General features: G+C 65.5%; 26 protein-coding genes. 11 read left to right on the forward strand and 15 right to left on the reverse strand.

The window, feature by feature from the left end:
- The first annotated feature begins 12 nt into the window (after positions 1-12).
- Together CAL18_RS07110 and CAL18_RS07115 are read left to right on the forward strand one after the other, a co-directional pair.
- Positions 13-1206: a DUF1501 domain-containing protein gene (locus CAL18_RS07110; RefSeq protein WP_094817712.1), complete on the forward strand. Its 1194-nt coding sequence runs from the start codon at positions 13-15 to the stop codon at positions 1204-1206.
- A gap of 73 nt (positions 1207-1279) precedes the next feature.
- Positions 1280-1771 carry a glutathione peroxidase gene (locus CAL18_RS07115; protein ID WP_026638581.1) on the forward strand — a complete coding sequence of 164 codons (492 nt, stop codon included), beginning with the start codon at positions 1280-1282 and terminating at the stop codon, positions 1769-1771.
- Positions 1772-1785: 14 nt separating this feature from the next.
- Here CAL18_RS07115 and CAL18_RS07120 read toward each other — a convergent pair whose 3' ends face one another.
- Entirely contained in the window at positions 1786-2259 is a 474-nt protein-coding gene (locus CAL18_RS07120; protein ID WP_094817605.1) for an Lrp/AsnC family transcriptional regulator, read from the reverse strand.
- A gap of 131 nt (positions 2260-2390) precedes the next feature.
- On the opposite strand from CAL18_RS07120, the gene CAL18_RS07125 reads away from it, so the two are divergent.
- From CAL18_RS07125 to CAL18_RS07150, 6 genes are all read left to right on the forward strand, one after another.
- A complete protein-coding gene (locus CAL18_RS07125; protein WP_094817606.1) occupies positions 2391-3308 on the forward strand; it encodes a DMT family transporter in 918 nt (305 codons plus the stop codon).
- Positions 3309-3428: 120 nt separating this feature from the next.
- On the forward strand, positions 3429-4127 hold the full coding sequence (locus CAL18_RS07130) for a glutathione binding-like protein (protein WP_026638583.1): 699 nt from the start codon (positions 3429-3431) through the stop codon (positions 4125-4127).
- Between the two features lie 33 nt (positions 4128-4160).
- On the forward strand, positions 4161-4634 hold the full coding sequence (locus tag CAL18_RS07135) for a GNAT family N-acetyltransferase (protein WP_094817607.1): 474 nt from the start codon (positions 4161-4163) through the stop codon (positions 4632-4634).
- A gap of 17 nt (positions 4635-4651) precedes the next feature.
- Positions 4652-4927, forward strand: coding sequence for a lipoate protein ligase C-terminal domain-containing protein (locus tag CAL18_RS07140; RefSeq protein ID WP_038852006.1), 276 nt, complete (start codon positions 4652-4654; stop codon positions 4925-4927).
- On the forward strand, positions 4924-5703 hold the full coding sequence (locus CAL18_RS07145) for a lipoate--protein ligase family protein (RefSeq protein WP_094817608.1): 780 nt from the start codon (positions 4924-4926) through the stop codon (positions 5701-5703). Before CAL18_RS07140 ends, CAL18_RS07145 begins: the two co-directional genes overlap by 4 nt.
- Positions 5703-6530, forward strand: coding sequence for a DUF3298 domain-containing protein (locus tag CAL18_RS07150; protein ID WP_094817713.1), 828 nt, complete (start codon positions 5703-5705; stop codon positions 6528-6530). Before CAL18_RS07145 ends, CAL18_RS07150 begins: the two co-directional genes overlap by 1 nt.
- A gap of 54 nt (positions 6531-6584) precedes the next feature.
- Here CAL18_RS07150 and CAL18_RS07155 read toward each other — a convergent pair whose 3' ends face one another.
- Positions 6585-7874: a Glu/Leu/Phe/Val family dehydrogenase gene (locus CAL18_RS07155; RefSeq protein ID WP_094796577.1), complete on the reverse strand. Its 1290-nt coding sequence runs from the start codon at positions 7872-7874 to the stop codon at positions 6585-6587.
- Positions 7875-8299: 425 nt separating this feature from the next.
- Between CAL18_RS07155 and CAL18_RS07160 the strand changes: the two genes are divergently transcribed.
- Positions 8300-8977, forward strand: a complete 678-nt coding sequence (locus tag CAL18_RS07160; protein WP_094817609.1) for a hypothetical protein — start codon at positions 8300-8302, stop codon at positions 8975-8977.
- Between the two features lie 59 nt (positions 8978-9036).
- Here the strand turns inward: CAL18_RS07160 and CAL18_RS07165 are convergent, their stop codons facing one another.
- The 5 genes from CAL18_RS07165 to mltG form a co-directional block, all read right to left on the reverse strand.
- The gene (locus CAL18_RS07165) at positions 9037-9882 is read right to left on the reverse strand and encodes an ankyrin repeat domain-containing protein (protein ID WP_094817714.1); all 846 of its coding nucleotides are present in this window, start codon (positions 9880-9882) and stop codon (positions 9037-9039) included.
- 71 nt (positions 9883-9953) lie between these two features.
- Positions 9954-10724 (reverse strand): TatD family hydrolase, encoded by a 771-nt coding sequence (locus tag CAL18_RS07170; protein WP_026638591.1) that lies wholly within the window; start codon positions 10722-10724, stop codon positions 9954-9956.
- A gap of 51 nt (positions 10725-10775) precedes the next feature.
- On the reverse strand, positions 10776-11828 hold the full coding sequence (gene holB, locus CAL18_RS07175) for a DNA polymerase III subunit delta' (RefSeq protein ID WP_094817610.1): 1053 nt from the start codon (positions 11826-11828) through the stop codon (positions 10776-10778).
- Entirely contained in the window at positions 11825-12448 is a 624-nt protein-coding gene (gene tmk, locus CAL18_RS07180) for a dTMP kinase (RefSeq protein WP_026638593.1), read from the reverse strand. Before tmk ends, holB begins: the two co-directional genes overlap by 4 nt.
- Positions 12448-13455 (reverse strand): endolytic transglycosylase MltG, encoded by a 1008-nt coding sequence (gene mltG, locus CAL18_RS07185; protein WP_038852010.1) that lies wholly within the window; start codon positions 13453-13455, stop codon positions 12448-12450. The genes tmk and mltG overlap by 1 nt, the downstream gene beginning before the upstream one ends.
- Before the next feature lie 155 nt (positions 13456-13610).
- Between mltG and CAL18_RS07190 the strand changes: the two genes are divergently transcribed.
- The gene (locus CAL18_RS07190; RefSeq protein WP_094817715.1) at positions 13611-14627 is read left to right on the forward strand and encodes a YgfZ/GcvT domain-containing protein; all 1017 of its coding nucleotides are present in this window, start codon (positions 13611-13613) and stop codon (positions 14625-14627) included.
- 14 nt (positions 14628-14641) lie between these two features.
- Here the strand turns inward: CAL18_RS07190 and CAL18_RS07195 are convergent, their stop codons facing one another.
- The 7 genes from CAL18_RS07195 to CAL18_RS07225 form a co-directional block, all read right to left on the reverse strand.
- Complete coding sequence (locus CAL18_RS07195) at positions 14642-15331, reverse strand: VIT1/CCC1 transporter family protein (protein WP_026638596.1); 690 nt, start codon at positions 15329-15331, stop codon at positions 14642-14644.
- A gap of 36 nt (positions 15332-15367) precedes the next feature.
- Positions 15368-15802 (reverse strand): PaaI family thioesterase, encoded by a 435-nt coding sequence (locus CAL18_RS07200; protein ID WP_094817611.1) that lies wholly within the window; start codon positions 15800-15802, stop codon positions 15368-15370.
- Entirely contained in the window at positions 15799-16689 is an 891-nt protein-coding gene (mmsB, locus tag CAL18_RS07205; RefSeq protein ID WP_094817612.1) for a 3-hydroxyisobutyrate dehydrogenase, read from the reverse strand. The genes CAL18_RS07200 and mmsB overlap by 4 nt, the downstream gene beginning before the upstream one ends.
- 78 nt (positions 16690-16767) lie before the next feature.
- Positions 16768-17943 (reverse strand): enoyl-CoA hydratase/isomerase family protein, encoded by a 1176-nt coding sequence (locus tag CAL18_RS07210; protein ID WP_094817613.1) that lies wholly within the window; start codon positions 17941-17943, stop codon positions 16768-16770.
- The gene (locus CAL18_RS07215) at positions 17940-19094 is read right to left on the reverse strand and encodes an acyl-CoA dehydrogenase family protein (RefSeq protein ID WP_026638600.1); all 1155 of its coding nucleotides are present in this window, start codon (positions 19092-19094) and stop codon (positions 17940-17942) included. Before CAL18_RS07215 ends, CAL18_RS07210 begins: the two co-directional genes overlap by 4 nt.
- Positions 19095-19278: 184 nt before the next feature.
- The gene (locus CAL18_RS07220) at positions 19279-19620 is read right to left on the reverse strand and encodes an RnfH family protein (protein ID WP_094817614.1); all 342 of its coding nucleotides are present in this window, start codon (positions 19618-19620) and stop codon (positions 19279-19281) included.
- The gene (locus CAL18_RS07225; protein ID WP_026638602.1) at positions 19610-20044 is read right to left on the reverse strand and encodes a type II toxin-antitoxin system RatA family toxin; all 435 of its coding nucleotides are present in this window, start codon (positions 20042-20044) and stop codon (positions 19610-19612) included. The genes CAL18_RS07220 and CAL18_RS07225 overlap by 11 nt, the downstream gene beginning before the upstream one ends.
- A 69-nt stretch (positions 20045-20113) precedes the next feature.
- On the opposite strand from CAL18_RS07225, the gene smpB reads away from it, so the two are divergent.
- The gene (smpB, locus tag CAL18_RS07230; protein ID WP_026638603.1) at positions 20114-20581 is read left to right on the forward strand and encodes an SsrA-binding protein SmpB; all 468 of its coding nucleotides are present in this window, start codon (positions 20114-20116) and stop codon (positions 20579-20581) included.
- Between the two features lie 35 nt (positions 20582-20616).
- Here smpB and CAL18_RS07235 read toward each other — a convergent pair whose 3' ends face one another.
- The gene (locus CAL18_RS07235; RefSeq protein ID WP_026638604.1) at positions 20617-21543 is read right to left on the reverse strand and encodes an SPFH domain-containing protein; all 927 of its coding nucleotides are present in this window, start codon (positions 21541-21543) and stop codon (positions 20617-20619) included.
- Positions 21544-21573: the final 30 nt, after the last annotated feature.

Here is a 21573-nt window from a genome sequence, read left to right on the forward strand (position 1 = left end):
CCGGATACGATGATGCAACGACGAGACCTGCTCAAATTCGCAGCAAGCGCCCCTCTGGCTTTGCTTGGCACCCATCTGTTCGCCGCGCCGCAAGGCGCGCCCCGGCTGCTGGTCGTGTTCATGCGCGGCGCGTACGACAGCAGCAGCCTGCTCATACCGGTTTCCAGCGACTTTTACTATGAAGCCCGGCCCACTATCGCCATCCCGCGACCGGGCGATGACGCCGTCGCCGCGCTGGCGCTGACCGACGGCTGGGGCCTGCATCCTGCCATGCAAGCCACGCTGGCGCCGTTGTACAAGGCGCGCGAGCTGGCCTTCATTCCTTTCGCCGGCACCGGCGACCTCAGTCGCAGCCATTTCGCCACACAGAACGCCATTGAGCTGGGCCAACCCGCTGCCCCCCGCAACCGCTACCGCAATGGATTTCTGAATCGCCTGGCAGAGACGCTGGGCAGGGATACGACGCGCCCTGTGTCATTTACGACGGACGTGCCGCAGATCTGGCGTGGTGCGCTTCCAGTGCCGAACATCGATCTGGCAGGCCGGACGGGCCGTCAGATATTGGGTGCAAGCCGCACCGAGGCCATCGGCCAGATGTACCGCGATACCGAGTTCAGCGCAGCGGTGAATGAAGGCATCGAACTGAGCGCCATCGCGCGCCGCGAACTCGAACAAGAAATGCAACAGGCCAATGGCAAAGCCATTCCGGGCAGCCAGCTTGAACGCGAGGCGACGCGCGTGGGCCGCCTGATGGCCGAGCGCTACAACCTGGGCTTTCTGGACGTTGGGGGATGGGATACTCACGTGGCCCAAGGCGGCATACAGGGCACGCTCGCCAGCAAGCTGGGGCAGCTCGGCCGCGCCCTGGTTTCTTACAAGGCCGCGATGGGCCCTGCCTGGCGCGACACCACGGTGGTGGTCATCAGCGAGTTCGGTCGCACGTTCCGCGAAAATGGCAGCAAGGGCACCGACCATGGGCATGGAACCGTGTATTGGGTACTGGGCGGCGGCGTGCGCGGCGGCCGCGTGGCCGGAAACCAGGTAGAAGTACGCCCCGACACGCTGCACCAGGACCGTGACTACCCCGTCCTGAACGACTATCGCGCCGTGTTCGCCGGCCTGTTCGCGCGCCTGTATGGCCTGGACGGCCGCCGCCTGCAAGAAGTCTTTCCGGGTGTCGAACCACAAGACCTGCAATTGGTTTAAGCGGCCCTACTCGCGCATTACACTGGCGCAGCGCCCACCGCAACAGCGGCTTTCCTATAACAGAGGTACGCCCATGAGCACTATCTACGAATTTTCGGCCACCGACCTGGGCGGCAACGAGCAGCCCCTGGAGATCTATCGCGGACAGGTGCTGCTGGTGGTGAACGTGGCGTCGAAATGCGGCTTTACGCCGCAATACGCCGGCCTCGAGGCACTGTACCGGGACTATCGCGCGTCGGGCCTCACCGTGCTGGGCTTTCCCTGCAACCAGTTCGGCAACCAGGAGCCCGGCGACGAGGCGACCATCGGCGAATTCTGCAGCCGCGAGTACGGCGTGACGTTTCCGATGTTCGCCAAGGTCGAGGTCAATGGCGCCCATGCCCACCCGCTGTTCCGCTGGCTCAAGGGGGAAAAGCCGGGCGTGCTGGGCACGGAAGCCATCAAGTGGAACTTCACCAAGTTCCTGGTGGGGCGCGACGGGCGTGTCATCAGGCGCTATGCGCCCACTGACAAACCGGCGGCTCTGAAGGACGACATCGTGCGGGCCTGCGACGCTTCCACCTGAGCCCTTCGCGGGCGCTATGCGCGCTGCCCCTGCAGCGGCGGCAAACGCCGCCGCACCGTGGTGGCCTTGACGATGGCGGTATTGGTCTGCGCACATTCGTTGATGCGGTCCAGCACCGCGTCGAGTTGCGAAATCGACTGCAGCAGCAACCGGGCAATGAAACAGTCGTCGCCCGTCACCTTGTCGCATTCGACAAACTGGCCGATGCCCGCGATCAGCTTTTCTACCTTGCGCAACTGCCCGGGCAGCGGGCGTATGCGCACAATGGCCGTCAGCGTATAGCCCAACGCGACAGGGTCTACGTCTACCGTATATCCGCGCAGGATGCCGGCCTCTTCGAGCCTGCGCACGCGGTCGGCCACACTGGGCGGCGACATGCCTACCTGCCGCGCCAGCTGCGCGGTGGTGACGCGTGCATTGGCCGCCAGCATCTCGAGCAGGCGGCGATCGATGCCATCCAGGACGCCATTTTCGCTTGTTAGGTTCATGCGATTATTTCCCTAATAAAAAAAGGTTTCTCGGCGAACATTCAATACGATAGTTATATTACGCCGCGTATTGGCCTGGGATAATTTTTCCTGCCGGCATCGCTCATCGATGCCCCAGCGGGAGAACTGCAATGAAGCCAAACAGTGAACGCGGCGGCCTGGTCCAGATGGCCGCTGCCATGGGAATATCGGGCACCGTGGGAGTCTTTGTGCTGGAGTCGGGGCAAAGCGCCTGGAACGTGGTGTTCCTGCGTTGCGTGTTCGGCGCCGTAGGGCTGTTGGTGTACTGCCTGGCGCGCGGCCTGCTGCGTCCGGGCATTTTTACGCCGGCCACTTTGGGCTGGACCCTGCTGGCCGGCGTGGCAATCGTCTTGAACTGGGTGTTGCTGTTCGCGGCGTACCCGCTCGCCTCGATATCTCTGGCCACCGCGGTGTACAACTTCCAGCCGTTTTTCCTGATCGCGCTTGGCGCGATCTTCCTGGGCGAACGCCCCGGCCTGGGCAAGCTCAGCTGGTCGGCGGTCGCGTTCGGCGGGCTGGTGCTGGTGCTGCGCATCGAGTCCGCAGACCTTGCCCAGGCCGGCAGCTACCTGACCGGACTGGGGCTCGCGCTGGGCGCCGGAGCGCTGTACGCGGTGACGTCCATCATTGTGAAGCGGCTCAGGCATATTGCTCCCCACGTGCTGGCGCTGGTGCAGGTCAGCCTGGGCGCGCTGCTGTTGCTGCCTATGGCAGACTGGAGCGCGCTGCCTGGGGAACCGGCCGAATGGGGAGCACTGGTAGCCATCGGGCTGGTGCACACCACCCTGACCTACATTCTGCTGTACTCGGCCATCCAGAAATTGCCGACCACCTCGGTCGCGGCGCTGGCCTTTATCTACCCGGCGACGGCCATCATCCTGGATTACGCGCTCTACGGCCAGCGCATGGCCTGGCTGCAGATGGCCGGCGTGGGCTTGATACTGGTGGCCGCGGCCGGCGTCAGCATGAACTGGGGCCCGGCGGCGCCAGGCCGGTCCGCCTGCGCGCGCCCGGCGGACGCGGCCTGAGGGCGCCCCCGCATACCCCCGTTGCCGGCCGGGGCTTGCGGCATGCCGCAACCCCGGCCCGCTATCATGGACAGCCCACCTGAAGCCGCCAACCGCGACGGCATAGCAAGGAACCGCTCAATGATCGATCTCTATTACTGGACTACGCCCAACGGTCACAAGATCACCATGTTTCTGGAGGAAACCGGCCTGCCGTACCGGATCCACCCCGTCAACATCAGCAAAGGCGAACAATTCCAGCCGCATTTCCTGGCCATTGCGCCCAACAATCGCATACCCGCCATTGTGGACCGGCAGCCGGCCGATGGCGGCGAACCGGTGTCGCTGTTCGAGTCGGGCGCCATCCTGCTCTATCTGGCAGACAAAACAGGCCAATTCATTGCGCGGGATATGCGCGGCCGGGCCGACACCTTGCAATGGCTGTTCTGGCAGATGGGCGGCCTGGGGCCGATGGCGGGCCAGAACCACCATTTCTCGGTGTACGCGCCCGAACGCATTCCCTACGCCATCGATCGCTACGTCAATGAAACCAACCGTCTGTATGGCGTGCTGAACAAGCGCCTGGCCGATCGCGAGTTCGTGGCGGGCGATTATTCGATCGCGGACATGGCGGCTTACCCGTGGATCGTCCCGCACGAGCGCCAGGGGCAGAACCTGGATGATTTTCCGCATCTCAAACGCTGGTTTCACGCCATCGAAGCCCGGCCGGCCACCAGGCGCGCGTATGAAAAGGCCGCGGAAATCAACACCGCGCCTTCGGTACACACCGAAGAATCGCGCCGCATCCTGTTCGGCCAGACATCGCAGCAAGTGCGCTAAGCTTGCCTGTCTGCAATAACCCGTCGTTCCTGCATGAGTACCGATACTGGCTTGCAATTCCGGCCCGCACGCCCCGCCGATCTGGACGCCATCGTCGCGCTGCTGGCCGACGACGTGCTGGGAAACCGGCGCGAAGACCCCGCCTTGCCGGCCAGCGACTGCTATGTGCAAGCCTACGCGGCCATCGAGCGCGACGCCAACCAGCTGCTGGCGGTTGCCGAACGCGACGGCCGCGTGGTGGGCTGCCTGCAGCTCAGCTTCATACCGGGCTTGTCGCGGCGCGGCATGTGGCGCGGGCAGATCGAAAGCGTGCGCGTGGCGGCGGCCGAACGTGGCGCCGGCACCGGCCGCGCGATGTTCCAGTGGGCCATCCAAGTGTGCCGCGACCGCGGTTGCGGCCTGGTCCAGCTCACTACCGACAAAAAGCGCGCCGAGGCGCGGCGCTTCTACGAATCACTTGGCTTTGCCGCCACCCATGAAGGCATGAAGCTGGAACTGGCGGGTTGATCCGGAGTCTTACGTCAATGCACGGAGAATACAAAGTTCCTGGCGGCAAGCTGGTGGTCGTCGATCTTGATGTCCAGAACGGCAAGCTGGCCAACGTACGCCTGAGCGGCGATTTTTTCCTCGAGCCCCCCGACGCGCTCGATCTCATCAACCAGGCGCTGGAAGGCCTGCCCGCCGACGCCGACGAAGCCCGCCTTGCACGGGCCGTGCAAGATGGCCTGCCTGCCGAGGCCGAACTTTTCGGCTTCACGCCCCAGGCCGTGGCCGTCACCATCCGCAGAGCCCTTGCATGAGCACCCGTACCCACTGGAACGACTATTCATGGCAGCTGGTCCACGAAGGCCCGCAGCCCCCCGCGCTGCACATGGCACTGGACGCCGTCATAACCGACGAGGTGGGCGCGGGCCTGCGCCCGCCCACGCTGCGCATCTGGGAATGGTCCGAGCCGGCCGTGATTATCGGGCGCTTCCAGTCGCTGAAAAACGAGGTCGACCCCGACGGCGCAAGGCGACACGGCGTCAACGTGGTGCGCCGGGTCAGCGGCGGCGGCGCGATGTTCGTGGAACCCGGCAACACCATCACCTATTCGCTCAGCGTGCCCCAGGCGCTGGTGCAGGGCCTGACATTCCAGCAGTCGTATGAATTCCTCGACGGCTGGGTAATACGTGCGCTGCATGCTCTGGGCATCAAGGCCTGGTACCAGCCGCTGAACGACATAACATCCGAAGGCGGCAAGATCGGCGGCGCGGCCCAGGCTCGCCGTAGCGGCGCGGTGCTGCACCATGTCACCATGTCGTACGACATCGACGCCGATAAAATGGTGCAGGTGCTGCGCATCGGGCGCGAAAAGCTGTCAGACAAGGGCACCACCAGCGCCAAGAAGCGGGTCGACCCCCTGCGCACCCAGACCGGCCTGGCGCGCGATGCCATCATCGAACGCATGCTGCAGACATTCGGCAGCCTGGCGACGCTGCAACCCGTGCAGTTGGGCGAAAGCACGCTGGAACAAGCGCGCCTGCAGGCCCGCGAAAAATTCTCGACCCCCGAATGGACAGCCCTGGTACCTTGATGCACCGCCATTTCCCATTATTCCGCGCCCTGACGCACGCCCGCACCGTTCTGGCCGGCGCCGCGCTCGCAGTGCTGGCAGGCTGCGCCAGCGCGCCGGCCGACACAATCAGCCTGCCGTCCGCCACGCCGCAACCCACCAAGACCGAAGCGCAAGTCGCCGGGCTTGCTGTCGAGAAGATCCAATGGCAGGGCACCAGGCCCGGCTGCGAAGGCCAGTGTCCGCGTATCGAGATCGACAGCGTCGCCTTTCCGGACATTCCCAGGCTGACCGAACTGGTCGACCACGTGCTGGCCTACATGACGGGTGTGGATCCCGACCGGCCGCGGCCCTACGGCACCCTGGCAGAGTATGCGCAGTACTTCTGGCAAACCGCCCAGTCGCGCGACAGCACAATCTTCAAGGCAAGCGTCAAGGCCGTCAGCGGCAACATCATCGCGCTCGAATTGCACACCGGCCAATATTTGACGGGCGCGGCGCACGGGATACCTGCCACGCAATACCTGAACTGGCAGCGCGACCAGAACCGCGTGCTGGCGCTGGACGAAGCCCTGCTGCCCGGCGGCCGGACCGCATACGTCGAGGCCTTGCGCAGGGCTCACGCCGCCTGGCTCACGCGCAACGAAGACGCGCAGCGCGATCCGCAAACCTACAACCGCATGTGGCCGTTCCAGGAAAGCGACAATTTCGCGCTTACCCCCGAAGGCATGGTCATCAAGTACGACGCCTATTCCATCGCGCCGTATTCGCATGGCCAGCCCGAATTGCTGATCCCCTACAATGAACTGCACGGCGTGCTGCGGCCCGAATTCATGCCCGCGGCATAAAAAAACCGGCGCCCGAAGGCGCCGGCCCGAACCCCCACGGCCTTGGCGGCGGCCTCAGGGGTACAGCCCGCGTACCTGACGCGCCTGCAGAATGCGCGTGCAAGCCACGATGAACGCCGCGGTGCGCAGCGTCACCTTGTGTTCCTTGGCCATCTGCGATACGGCCGAATAGGCTTCGCGCATCAGGCGCTCGAGGCGGTGGTTGATTTCCTCTTCGCTCCAGAAAAAGCTCGAGAAGTCCTGCACCCACTCGAAATAGCTGACCGTCACGCCGCCGGCGTTGGCCAGCACATCGGGCACCACATATACGCCGTTGTCGTTGAGAATATCGTCGGCCTCGGGCGTGGTGGGGCCGTTGGCGCCTTCGACCACGATCTTGGCGCGCACCTTGTGCGCGTTGGACTCGTTGATCTGCCCTTCCAGCGCGGCGGGAATGAGGAAATCGGTTTCCAGTTCCCAGAACTGCGCGTTGTCCAGGGCCTCGCCGCCGCTGAAACCGGCCACACCGCCCTTTTGCGACACATGCGACAACAGCTTGTGCACGTCCAGGCCCGCGGCGTTGTATACCGTGCCCGTATGGTCTTGCACCGCAATGACCTTGGCCCCGGTTTCATGGAACAGGCGGGCCGCCGTGCCACCCACGTTACCGAAGCCCTGCACGATGACAGTAGCTTGCGAAACGTCGATGTTGCGGTCCCGTGCCGCTTCGCAAGCGGTGACGTACACGCCGCGTCCGGTGGCCTCGACCCGGCCCAGGCTTCCGCCCAGCGATATCGGCTTGCCGGTGACCACGCCGGTGGAAGTGGAGCCTTCGTTCATCGAGTACGTGTCCATCATCCACGCCATCGTCTGCGCGTTGGTGTTCACGTCGGGCGCGGGAATATCCTTGGTGGGGCCGATGATGACGCCGATTTCCGAGGTATAGCGGCGCGTCATGCGTTCAAGCTCGGCCATCGAGAGCTGGCGCGGGTCGACCCGGATACCCCCCTTGGCGCCGCCATAGGGCAGGTTCACCGCGGCATTCTTGATCGACATCCAGGCGGCCAGGGCCATGACCTCGGACAGCGTGACGTCCTGGTGAAACCGCACCCCTCCCTTGCCCGGCCCGCGCGACGTGTTGTGCTGCACCCGGTACCCTTCAAAGTGGGCAACGCTGCCGTTGTCCAGTTCGATAGGCACATCGACGATCAGGGCGCGCTTGGGCCGCTTCAAGGTTTCTACCCAACGTGCGAGCGACCCCAGGTAGGGGGTGACGCGGTCGACTTGTTGAAGGTAGATCCCCCAAGGGCCTACATGTGCGGCATCCAGATACGACGGCAATGCATGGGTGGGCTTATCGGACATGAGCAGAGTCTCCAGGCTAGGACTGATTTAATTGTAGCCACCAAAACCATCGCTGTCCCCATTAAATAACAAAAAAATATAATGGGGACGAATGATAGTGCGCCCGCTCATACCGTGCGGATCGCCGGCGCAAGCCATGACGACGTGGGGCTGCAATACAGTCGTTGCAACACGTCACAGCGGCAGAAGCCGCTGCGGGCTCAAAACCTTGCGCGCCGCCTCGACACCTTAGGCTAACTTACCGCCCGCGGGCCACCGCAATGCTTTACATAGTGTTGCCGACGGAGCCGATCCTGCAATAGTCACATCGATAGAATGAACCGGCTTTCTGCGCCGTTGCGGGCGCCCTGTTTTTGCGCGAGGCTTTTATGTCGATTGGCTTGCATTCCCCATCCGTCGTATTGCGGCACTCGAGCGAAGTTCTGATGCTGACGCCCCGGTATCCCCAAGGCGGCCGCGCCCCCGGGCGCGCCGCCGACCGGGCCGGCACCGAATCAATGCTGCGCGACTTCCTGAGCGATGATGGCAATCGCCTGGCCCTCATGAAGCTGTGCCATGCCGTCGAGCCGGAGTATTCGGCTGCGCAGCCCCGCAGCCTGGACGACGCGGCCCGCCACGTCGCCGGCCTGATCGCCTCGGGCAAGGTGCTGGCTGCACGCCTGGGAGAACCCGCCGGATTTGTCGAAGGCGCATACCCCTTCAACCTGCGCCAGCTGGCCTATCTGTCTACCCGTAACGGGCCGGTGGTCGGTTCTTATTTCCTGACGGGCGAATATGCCGTACGGGGCCGCACGATTTCGGTGTCGGCTGCCGGGCGGCATTCGGCCGCGCTGGCGGGCTCGCCGCGCTTCTTTGCCACCGCACGGCTCAAGATCGACGGCGAGTGCGGCGACATCCAGCCTTTAGCTCAGGACACAACGCTCGCCCCCTCTGCCGATGCGACCACGCCCCTGGGCAGCGCGAGTTGGCAACTGCCCGACGTGCGTCACGGCCAGTCTGCGGCGCTGGTGATCAGCGCGGGCTATGTGCTGGAAACCGCAAACGGGCCGATGACCCCCCTGCCCGCGACGGCCGAACGGGAATTTCCCCTGTTGCTGGGCTGACGCGCGCCCCGCACCTGCATGCGCCCCACGAGCCCGGCCGCCGGCCGGGGCGGCGTGGCTCAGTATTTGTTCAAACGAACCCCCGACACGCCCGACAGCGACGGCGCGTCATCGTCGGATGCTTGCGCCGCCGGGCGCGGGGCCTGGGCGGGCTGCGCGGGTTGCGCGGCAGGCGCCGCGGGCGCCGAAGACGGGTTCTCGCCGGACCGCAGCGCTTCCCGGCGCGCCTGCGCGGCAGCGATCAGTTCCGTGAGTTCGTCGGCCAGCTTGCCTGCCTTGCCCTGACGCGCCCAGTCGGCGGCGTTCTGGCCCTTCAGATTGCGCGTCGTCACGTCGCCACCCGCATCCAGCAGTACCTGCACCATCTCGCGGCTGCCCGATAGCGCTGCCATCATAAGCGGCGTCGTTCCGTCGGGCGAAGGCGCATTGACCATGGCCTTGTGCTGCAACAGCAGTCTGGCGGTATCCACATGCCCCTTGGAGGCCGCATAGTGCAGCGGCGTCCAGCCCAGCCGGTTCACCTGCGCGCCGCGCGCAATAAGCGCGCGCGCCCGATCCGTCTGCCCCGCCACGGCCAGGTACATCAGGGCCGTTTCGTTGGCCGGGTTCACCGCCTCGAGGTCGGTGCGGGGGTCTGCCGCCAACAGGTCGAACACCTGCCAGGCGCCGTCTACCACGGCGCGCATCAGCGCGGGCTGGCCATTTTTGTAGCGCACGTTGGGGTCTGCCCCCTGGGCCAGCAGCTCGCGCAGGTCGGCCGCTTTGTCGTTGTGTACATACACCCAGAAGTTGGGCGGCGCCTCGGCGGCCGCCACAGGGGCGGCCGCACCCCATGCCAGGCCCGCGGCCAGGCACACGGCAGCCAGCGGGCGAAACCAGGAATTTTTTATGTGGGACACAGGCATGGCGACCATTCTTGAGAAATTACTTTAAATAAATCACTTCAGACATTCAACTTTAAATAAATAACTTTAGATTACCGGTCTATCTTATTGAATAATTTAAAGAAATTTTCAGTAGACGCGTGCGCCACTTCCGATACATCCCGGCCCTGCAGGTCGGCGATCTTCTGCGCGACGTGGATGACTTTTGATGGGTCATTGCGCTTGCCGCGAAATGGCACCGGCGCCAGGTACGGAGAATCGGTCTCGATCAACAGCCGATCCAGCGGCATCTTGGCGGCCACCTCGTGCACGACCGCCGCGTTCTTGAAGGTGACGATGCCCGACAGCGATATGTGAAAGTTCAGATCCATGGCAGCCTGCGCCATTTCCCACGATTCGGTAAAGCAATGCATCACGCCCCCTACTTGCGCGGCATTCTCTTCCCGCAGGATCTGCAATGTGTCGGCCACCGAGTCCCGGGTGTGAATGATGAGCGGCAGGTTCGCCTGCCGCGCCACGCGGATATGGCGGCGGAAGCGCTCGCGCTGCCAATCCAGCGGCTCGCTCAGGCGGTAATAATCCAGTCCGGTTTCACCGATGGCCACCACCTTGGGATGATGCGACAACTGCAGCAGTTCGGCTTCGGTGGGATCGGAAGTCGCTTCGTAGTCCGGATGCACCCCCACCGAGGCCCACAGGTTCCGGTGAGGCTGCACCAGTTCGATCAGGCCGGGCCAGTCGGGCAGATCAACGCTGACGACCAACGCGTGGGTGACCTGGTTGTCCGCCATGCGCTGAAGAATATCGGGCAATTCCTGCGCGAGCTCGGGAAAGTTCAGATGGCAGTGTGAATCGACGTACATGGAGTGGCAGTTACTCAGTTTTCAGGAGCCCGGCGTGGGCCAGCCGCGCGCCTATCCTTGGCAGGATAGCACCACGCGCTGCAGCGTCGCATGTGCGAGCAGCTTGGCATTGAGCGGGTGCGTGGCCAGCCGGCGCTGCTGCGTGAGCCAGCGCGCGGTGTCGGCCAGCCGCACCGCGTCGGCGCTGGCGGAGACTTTCGCCACCGGCGCGGCCAGGGATGGAAAATACCGCACGGGCGCCTTGGCCTGTGCCAGCACCAGGTCGGTGTACAGGCGCTGCAGCGCATCCAGCCAATCAGGCGCGGCCACCTTCTCCAGCGACTCGGACAGCGCCCCTATATCGGGCGCCTGGCCTTGCGCCAGCGGCTTGATCAGCTGGGCAAGCCAATCGGGACAGGCCTGTTCGCTTGCGCGAGCTCGCCGCAGTGCGGCCAGCGGAGCGCCACCGGCGGCGGCGAGCCAGTCGGCGGCCGGTTCGACGCCTTGTTCCTGCAGCCATTGCAGCGATTCTTGCGGCCCGGGCGCCGGCAGAGGCAGGCGGCGGCAGCGTGACACCAGCGTGGGCAGCAGGCGGTCGGGCGCATCGGCGACCAGCAGGAATACCGTGTGCGGCGGCGGTTCTTCCAGCACCTTCAGCAAGGCATTGGCCGAAATGACGTTCAGGGCGTGCGCCGGATAAAGCAGCGCCACGCGCCAGCCGCCGCGGTGCGTGGCCGTGTTGAACCACGATTCCAGTGCGCGGATCTGGTCGATTCGGATTTCCCGGGAAGGCTGCCTTTTAGCGGCCGTGCCGGTGGCCGGCTCGGTTTCGTCGCCGCTTTCCGCGGCCTCGGCGCCCTCTTGCAAGGCGATCGCCTCGGGGCGGATGCGACGCAAGTCGGGATGGTTGCCGCCGGCCACCCACCTGCAGGCGGGACAGGCGCCGCAGGCCAGGAGGTCGCGCGGCGATTCGCACAGCAGGCTGGCGGCCGCCGCAAGCGCAAAATCGAGCTTGCCGATGCCGCCCATGCCGTGAATGAGCCAGGCGTGGGCGAAGCGCTCGCGTCCGGCCAGCCAGGAACGGGCAATGTCGTGCTGCCAGGGCAGAAAGGCGGCGGTGCTCATGCGGCCTCGGTCAGGGCGCGCAGCTCTGCGTGCAGTTGGGCACGCACCTGTTCCACCGGCCGGCTGGAATCCACTATCCGTATGCGCCCGGGATGCGCCGCCGCGCGGGCATGGTAGGCGGCGCGGGTGCGTTCGAAGAACTCGGCGGCTTCGCGCTCGAAACGATCTGGCTGGCGCGCATCGGCCAGGCGCGCGCGCGCGAGCTCAAGGGGTACGTCGAACAACCAGGTGCGGTCCGGCTGCAGCGCCGGGCGCATCCATTGTTCGAGCACGGCCACGCGTTCCGCGCCCAGCTGCCGGCCGCCGCCCTGGTAGGCATAGGTGGCGTCGGTATAGCGGTCGCATACCACCCAGTCGCCCCGCGCCAGGGCAGGCTCGATCACTTGGGCCAGGTGCTCGCAGCGCGCCGCGAACATCAGAAGCGTCTCGGTGTCCAGGCTCATGGATTCGGACAGCACCAGCCCGCGCAGCGTCTCGCCCAGCGGGGTGCCGCCCGGTTCGCGCGTGGCGACCACGGTGTAGCCCCAGGCGCGCAGTGTGTCGGCCAGCCAGGCGGCATGTGTGCTCTTGCCGGCGCCGTCCACGCCTTCCAGCGTAATGAAACGTCCGCGTGGGTTCATCAGTTACGCCCCAGGATGTAGCGCGCCACGTTGCGGTTATGTTCGGCCAGGTTGGCTGAAAACTCGCTGGTGCCGTTGCCGCGCGATACGAAATACAGGTACTTGTGCCGTTCGGGCTGCACCGCCGCGAGCAACGCCGCACGCCCTGCCGCCGCAATCGGCGTGGGGGGAAGGCCTGCGCGCGTATAGGTGTTCCACGGGGTGTCGGTCTGCAGGTCGGCCCGCCTTATCCGCCCCTGGTAGCGTTCGCCCATGCCGTAGATCACTGTCGGGTCGGTCTGCAGCATCATGCCCAGCCTGAGCCGGTTCACGAACACACCGGCAACACGCGTGCGTTCAGGCCCATGCCCGGTTTCTTTTTCAATGATAGAGGCCAGGATCAGCGCCTGGTATGGCGTGTCGAGCGGCAGGCCGGGCTGGCGCTGCGCCCAGACTTCGCCCAGCACCTGCTGCTGCAATTGGTAGGCGCGGCGCAGAAGATCCAGGTCGGTCGTGCCGGGCGTAAACACATATGTATCGGGGAAAAACAGCCCTTCGGGCGCCTTGTACGGCGATCCCAGCCTGGCCATCAGTTCGGCGTCGCTGATATCGCCCAGGGTCTGCTTCACATCGGGATGGGCGCGCAGCGCCTGGCGGAACTGCGCGAATGTCCACCCTTCCACGAACGTAAGCTGGCGCTGCACCATGTCGCCGCGCGCCAGCCGATCGAGCAGCGTCCAGGGGCTGTCGCCGGCGCGCGCCTCGTATCCGCCCGCCTGGATCAGCTTGTCTCGTTCGGAAAGTCGTGCCAGCCATGCAAAGCCATCTTGCCACACCGGAATGCCGGCGTCGTTCATGGCGCGCGCGACGGCGCGCGGCGTACTGCCGGCAGGCACGATGAACTCGATCCGTTCGGCTGGCAGGTCCAGCGGCCGCTTTACCCAGAACCACGCGCCGGCGGCCGCGGCGGCGGCCAGCAGCGTCACGGCCAGGCAGGCAACCAGAAAATAGACGTAGAGCTTTTTCATAAGTGTGCGCAGTTTAATGGATATGGCGGAGTCGGCAGGCCTTGCCGGCCCTGTCGCGCACCCGGAATTGCGCCCGAAGGCCGGCCGCCGCGGGTATCATCGACATATCTGCGGGCACCCTGTCGGCGCCCCGCCTTCGCTGCCAAATTCCTGCCATGCATGCATTTTTCAGTTTGATCGCTACTCAGTCCGATGGTTCGGCCCTGTGCGCCCCCTTGCCCGACTATGCCGTCGTGTCTGCATCGGGCGAAGACGCCCTGCCGTTCCTGCACGGCCAACTGACCCAGGACGTCGCCAGCCTGCCGCCCGACACCGCGCGGCTGGCAGGCTATTGCACCGCCAAGGGACGGCTGTTGGCCACGATGGTGCTCTGGCTTGCCCCGCCCGCCGCGGATGCAACCGCCGCACCCGATGCCAGCCGCGCGTACGCCCTGGTGCGACGCGATCTGGCCAATGCCCTGGTCAAGCGCCTGTCGATGTTTGTGCTGCGGGCCAAGGCCAAGCTGGCCATCGCCCCGCTGCATGCCGCGGGCGTACGGTGCGAACCGGCAGCCCTGCCCACCCTGCAGGCCGCCCTGGGCGGCGATCTGCCCGTTACACCCTGGCAGCGCGTCGAACTGCCCAGCGGCACCTGGATCGCGGCGCCGTCTGCGGGCGCGGCCCCGCGCTGGTGGTGGATCGCGAGCGACGAGCAACTCGCGCGGGCGCAGGCTGCCGGCCTGGCAAACGAATTCGCCGCGTGCGACCCGGACCAGTGGCGCAGCGCCGACCTGGCTGCCGGCCTGCCCTGGATCAGCGCGGCTACGCAAGACCTGTTCATTCCCCAGACGCTGAACCTCGACCTCATCGGGGGGGTGAACTTTACCAAGGGCTGCTATCCCGGCCAAGAGGTGGTGGCGCGCAGCCATTACCGGGGCACGGTGAAGCGTCGGGCCGCCTATGGCCGCCTGGCCAGCCAGGGGGATGCCCCTGCGCCCGGCACAGACATCTACGACGCAGGCCAGCCGCAAGAGCCTTGCGGGCGAGTCATCGATGCATCGCGCGACGGCGTGTTGTTCGAAATTGCCCTGTCGGCGCTTGCCGCGGGCGAACTGCGCATCGGCAGCCCCGACGGCCCGCATATCGCCGTAGCGCCGTTGCCGTACGCCTTGATGGAAGGGCCAGGCGACTGAACGCCGGCGGCGCGCTATACCGCCACGCCGAACAATGCGCCGATACCGGCGGTCAGCAGCATGGCGGCCGCGCCCAGTAGCGTGACGCGCAGCGCGGCGGGCAGCACGGGGGCGCCGCCTGCATGCGCTGCCATTGCGCCCAGCAGCGCCAGCGACGCCACCGACGTCGCGGTGACCACCCCGACGGCCTGCTCCACGGGTGTAAAAACCGCCGTGACCAGAGGCAGCGCCGCGCCGCTGGCAAACGATATGGCAGACGCCAGAGCCGCCTGCACCGGGCGCGCCCGGTTATGCATCAGGATGCCGAGTTCGTCGCGGGCGTGGGCGTCAAGCGCATCGTGACGGGTAAGCTGTTCGGCCACCTGCCGGGCAAGCGCGGGCGCCACGCCGCGGCCGACATAGATATCGGCGAGTTCTTGCAGTTCCTGGGCCGAATTGCCCGTAAGCGCGCGTTGTTCCAGCCGCAGGTCGGCGGCCTCGGTGTCGGCTTGCGTTCGCACGGATACGTATTCGCCCGCCGCCATGGAAAGCGCGCCCGCCACCAGCCCGGCCAACCCGGAGGTCAGCACAGCCTGGTGAGAAGCGCCCGCCGCCGCCACGCCCGCAATAAGGCTGGCCGTGGACACGATGCCGTCGTTGGCGCCCAGCACGGCCGCGCGCAGCCATCCTGAGCGGAAAATGCGGTGATGCTCTTTGGCGGGCATGTGCGGCGAAAGAAACAGAGTGGGCGAGCCGCAATCTTAACGCGGCGCCACACGCACGGCCGTCATCAACCCGATCAGGCACAGCGTGGGCTCGTCGTCTCGATAAGCGCGCACCTCGACCTGGCAAATGCTGAGGCGTCTGCCGGGCTTGACAACGCGGCCGCTGGCCACGAAACGTTCGCCGTCGGCGGGGGCCAGGAAGTTCATCTTGAATTCCGAGGTCAGTACGTCTTCGCCCGGTTCGAACAGGGTCAGTGCCGCGTACCCGCCCGCGGTGTCGGCGATGGTGGTGGAAATGCCGGCATGCAGGTAGCCGTTCTGCTGGCAAAGCTGGGGCTGGTAGGCAAGTTCGATATCCACCTGCCCCGGCTCGACGCGGGCCAGCGTTGCGCCGAATGCGGACATGACGGTCTGGCGGGCGAAACTGCTGCGCACCCGTTGGGCCGCCTCGGCAGCTGCGGCGGCGTTCATGCGGCCTTGTCCGTGTAGAGCTTGACGATACTGGAGAAATCGAGCTTGCCAGTGCCGGCCGCGCTATGCAATGAATACAGGTTGCGCGCCAGTTCGCCCAGCGGAATAGACGAGCGCGTGGACAGGGCGGATTCTGCCGCCAGGCCCAGGTCCTTGAGCATGAGATCCACGCCAAACCCACCCGCATAGCCCTTGGATGCCGGCGCATGATCCATGACGCCCGGCCACGGATTGTAGAGTTCGGTGGCCCAGTTGCGCCCCGAGCTTTTTGCAATGATGTCGGACAACACTTTGGGATCCAGGCCATTGGCCACACCCAGCGCCAGGGCCTCGGACGTGCCTGCCATCAGGATGCCGAGCAGCATGTTGTTGCAGATCTTGGCAACCTGCCCTGCCCCGGCCGCCCCCGCATGGAAGATGTTCTTGCCCATGCATTGCAACACGGGCATTGCGCGTTGCAGCGCGTCGGCTTCGCCGCCGACGATGAAGGTCAGCGTGCCGGCCACTGCGCCGCCCGTTCCGCCGGACACCGGCGCGTCTATCATGGCCAGCCCGCGGGCCTTGGCGGCCGCCGCCACCTTGCGGGCGGAATCTGGCGCGATGGTGCTGCAGTCGATGACGAGCGCGGCGGCATCGATGGCGGCAAGCAGGTCGTCGGCAAGATAGAGCGCTTCGACATGCTTGCTGGCCGGCAGCATGGTTACCACGACTTCGGCGCCCTTGACGGCCTCGGTTGCGTCGGCTGCGGCGCGCGCGCCCGCCGCCACCAGGCCCTGCACGGCCTGCGGCACCAGATCGAATACGGTGAGTTGATGGCCGGCCTTGATCAGGTTGTGCGCCATGGGCGCGCCCATGTTGCCCAGGCCGATGAACGCGATACTGCTCATGTTGGGTCTCCTTGGTTTTTATTGATGGCAACGGTAATGCCCGGCCGGGCGCCTGAACCGGGCGCGGGGCCGAGGCAGTCAGGTTTCGGGCGGCCCGAGATCGGCAAGCGGATGCGGCTCGCCTTCGGGCCAGGGCGGCTCGAAAAAGCGCTGCACCCAGGCTTCGCTCGCGCCGTCAAGGGTGGCCGGATTCCATTTGGGCTGCTTGTCTTTATCGATAAGCAGGGCCCGTATGCCTTCGGCGAAATCGCCATGGGCAGCGCAAGCCAGCGCGGCGATGTACTCGGTGCGAAACACGTCGGCCAGCGAGCGCAGGCGGGTGCGCTGCTGCAGGGTAAAAGCCAGCCGCGCCGAACCGGGCGAGCCGGCCAGCATGGTGGCCGCGGCGCGTGCCAGCCAGGGATCGGCATGTTCTTCAAGGGCCGCGATGGCCTGGTAGATGGCGCCCAGGTCGTTGCCGCTGCACAGGCTGTTGATCTGGAAGGCATGCTGGCGCAGCGGCCCCGGCGGCAGGGGCGCGGGCGGCTCGTGCGCCAGCAGCGCGCGACGTAACAGGCCATCGTTGATGGAGCGCGGCGGCGGTGCGCCATTACCGGGCCCGCCGGCCTGGCCTGCCCATGGGGTGTCGAGCAGGGTTTGCATGAAACGCGGCCAGTCTGCCGAATCGAGGCGGAAATCGGCCACCCCCGCGTAGAAGGCGTCGGAGGTGTTCAGGTGCGCGCCCGTCAGGGCCAGGAACAGGCCCGTGCGACCCGGCATGCGGTTGAGCAGCCAGCTTCCCCCTACGTCGGGAAACAGGCCGATGGAAATTTCGGGCATGGCGATGCGCGATGTTTCGCTGACCACGCGATGGCTGGCTCCCATCATGAGCCCCACGCCGCCGCCCATCACGATGCCATGCCCCCAGCACAGCAGCGGCTTGGGGTAGGTATGAATGCGGTAGTCCAGGCGATATTCGCGTTCGAAGAAATCGCGCGCCAGCCGGTTGGCCCAGGCGCCCTGCCCGCGATGCTGCTGCATGCTGCGATACAGGCCATGCAGGTCGCCGCCGGCGCTGAATGCCTTGTCGCCCGCCCCCTGCAGCACCACAATGGCCAGCCCGGCGTCGCGCGCCCATACATCCAGGCGCTCGGCAAGCAGATCGACCATTTCGAGCGACAACCCGTTGAGCGTCTGCGGCGCGTTCAGCGTCGCAATGCCCACGCGCATACCGTTGGACGCGGCCTTTTCTTCGAACAGCACCGGCGGGTTCATCTGATATCGGCTCCCTTTTCGAGCAATTGACGGGCCACGATGACACGCATGATTTCGTTGGTGCCCTCGAGTATCTGGTGAACCCGAGTATCGCGCACCAGGCGCTCCAGAGGATAGTCGCGCAAGTACCCATAGCCGCCGTGGATCTGCTGCGCATCAAGGCAGATCTGGAACCCCATGTCGGTGGCAAATCGCTTGGCCATCGCGCAGTAGGTGCCGGCGTCGGGCGAACCGGCGTCGAGCTTGCAGGCTGCCAGCCGCACCATCTGGCGCGCGGCGACCAGATGCGTGGCCATGTCGGCCAGCTTGAACTGCAGGGCCTGGAACTCGGCCAGCCGCCGTCCGAACTGGCTGCGCTCGTGCATATAGCGCCGCGCGGCATCCAGCGCGCCCTGTGCCGCCCCCACCGAACATGTGCCGATGTTGATGCGGCCGCCATCCAGGCCTTTCATGGCGATCTTGAAGCCTTCGCCTTCCCGGCCCAGCAAGTTTTCGGCCGGCACCCGGACGTTCTCGAAAGTGATGGGCCGGGTCGACTGGCTGTTCCACCCCATTTTCTCTTCTTTACGACCGTAGCTGATTCCCGGGCTGTCGGCCGGCACCGCGAACGCGCTGACGCCGCCCGGCCCGCCGGCGCCCGTGCGCGCCATGACGACCAGCAAGTCCGTATCGCCGCCGCCCGAAATAAAAGCCTTGGCGCCGTTCAGGACATACTCGCCGCCATCGAGCTCCGCGCGGGTGGCCAGCGATCCGGCGTCCGAGCCCGCCCCAGGCTCGGTCAGACAATACGAAGCCAGCTTCTGCCCGCTGGCCAGCAATGGCCCCCACGCTTCGCGCACGGCGGGCGTGGCCCATTGGCCGATCATCCAGGTGGCCATATTGTGAATGGTGAGGAATGCCGTGGTCGAAGGGTCGACGGCGGCCATTTCCTCGAACACCAGGGTGGCGTCCAGCCTGGGCAGCCCCAACCCGCCGATGTCTTCGGCGGCATAGATGGCGCAGAACCCCAGTTCGCCCGCGCGCCCCAGGGCTTCGCGCGGAAAGATGCCTTCGGCGTCCCAGTGCGCCGCATGGGGCGCGAGCTCTCCTTCGGCGAAATCGCGCGCGGCCTGGGCGAAGGCCTGCTGCTCGTCGGTCAGTTCCAGATCCACGGTTGTCTCCTGTTGATCGGTCTTGATGCGCCGTGGCTGCCTTGTGGGCCGCCACGCCGGTCAAGCGCCGATTTTGCATGACGTTAACGTAAACGTAAACCTTTTGAACCTGATATTACGCCCGATGGGCAGGCGGATTTTGTCAGGCCGGCGACAATGGAGCCCGCATGGGCCGGCCGGCGGGCTAGAGCAGCCCTGGGGGGCGCTCGCGCCCCTGTCGCGCCGCCTTGGCACGCCGGTGCTCGGCGCGGCGCCGGCGCGATATCTTGGGGTCGAAGGTCAGGGGCCGGTAGATTTCCAGGCGATCGCCGTCAGACAGCGGCGTACCGGGCTGGCAGGACTTGCCGTAAACTCCCACCCCGTGCTCCCAGGCATCGCGGCCAGGGTACTGGGTTGCAAACCCGCTGGCGCGCACCGCGTCGGCGGCCGTGGCCGAAGCCGGCAGGCGCACCGTGCGCTGCCATGCCGAGGTTGCAGATTCGGCAAAGCATACGCACACCTGCAGCGTGCCCGCCTCATTCGCCATACACTGCCTGCGCCCGCTTGGTGAACGAATCGATGAAGCTCGTGGCAATGCGGTTGAAAACCGGCCCCACCACCATCTCGAGCGCCCGGTTGGAAAAAGCGTATTCCAGGGTGAACAGCACCTTGCAGGCGTCCGGGGCCAGGGCATGGAACTCCCAGTGCCCCACCAGCATCGAAAACGGGCCGTCGACCAGTTCGAGCTCGATGCGCTCGGGATAATTGTGCGTGTTGCGCGTGGTGAACCGCTGCTTCATGCCGGCAAAACTGATCTGGATCGATGCCTGCATGCCGTGCTCGGTGCGCGACTGCACCTCGGCGCCGCCGCACCAGGGCATGAATTCGGGATACTTCTCCACGTCGGCCACCAGATCGAACATCTGCGCGGCGCTGTAGGGAACCAGGACGGATCGCTGTACTTTGTGCATCGGCTATCGCAAATGGCTAGAATGATCAGATTTTACCGGTAGCGCCGCTACCTCCGGATTTTCCGCCTCATGAGCATCATCGACAACCGCAAGGCCTCGCACGACTATTTCATCGAAGACCGCTACGAAGCCGGCCTGGTTCTGCAGGGCTGGGAAGTCAAGGCGATCCGCGAAGGCCGCGTGCAACTGAAAGAAAGCTACGTCATCGTGCGCGACGGCGAACTCTATCTGCTGGGCATGCATGTCAGCCCATTGCCGACCGCGTCCACGCACATCCACCCCGACGCCATGCGCACGCGCAAGCTGCTGCTCAAGGCCGAAGAAATCAGCAAGCTGATCGGCAAGGTCGAGCAACGCGGCTATACCCTGGTGCCGCTGAACCTGCACTACAAGAATGGGCGCATCAAGCTTGATTTCGCGCTGGGCCGCGGCAAGAAACTGTACGACAAGCGTGACACGGCGCGCGAAAAAGACTGGCAGCGCGAGAAAGAACGCATGATGAAGCACGACACGCGCAATGCGCGCAAGGGCGACTAGGCGGGCCCCTGGGCCCGCCTGGCGCGTCCGGCCTGTCAGGCCGTCTTGCCGGACTTCACGATCGTCATGGCCGAGGCGATCAACCCGCCCACGTCGGCCAGGTTCGACGGCAGGATCAGCGTATTGCCTTCCTTGGCCACATTGCTGAACGCATCCACGTAGCGTTCGGCCACCTGCAGGTTCACCGCTTCCATGCCGCCCGGCTGGCGCACGGCCTCGCCGACCTGCGTGATGGCCTTGGCCGTCGCTTCGGCAATGGCCAGCACGGCCGCTGCCTCGCCCTGCGCCTGGTTGATCTGCGCCTGCTTTTCGCCTTCGGAGCGCGCGATGGCGGCTTCCCGTTCGCCGGTAGCGATGTTGATCTGCTCCTGGCGACGGCCTTCCGAAGCGGCGATAAGCGCCCGCTTTTCGCGCTCGGCCGTGATCTGCGCCTGCATGGCGCGCAGGATTTCGTTGGGCGGAGTCAGATCCTTGATTTCGTAGCGCAACACCTTCACGCCCCAATTCAGGGCGGCCTCGTCCAGCGCGCTGACGATGGTGCTGTTGATGAACTCGCGTTCTTCGAACGTGCGGTCGAGTTCCATTTTGCCGATCACCGAACGCAGCGTGGTCTGGGCCAGCTGGGTAATGGCCGAAATATAGTTGGACGACCCGTACGATGCGCGCATGGCGTCGGTTACCTGGAAATACAGCACGCCGTCGACCTGCAGCTGGGTGTTGTCGCGGGTGATGCAGACCTGGCTGGGCACATCCAGCGGAATTTCCTTCAGCGAGTGCTTGTACGACACCCGCTCGATGAACGGGATGACAAAGCCCGCGCCGGGCGAGAGCACCCGATCGAATTTGCCCAGGCGCTCGACCACCCAGGCATGTTGCTGCGGAACGATGGCAATGGCCTTGATGATGACCAGCAAGGCCAGGATGACCAGTACGATCAGGGTGATGGTGGAAGTGTCAAACATCATGGAAGTTCCCTGCGTGGTAGTGAATAA

The organism is Bordetella genomosp. 7 (assembly GCF_002261415.1).
Classification (GTDB): domain Bacteria; phylum Pseudomonadota; class Gammaproteobacteria; order Burkholderiales; family Burkholderiaceae_B; genus Bordetella_A.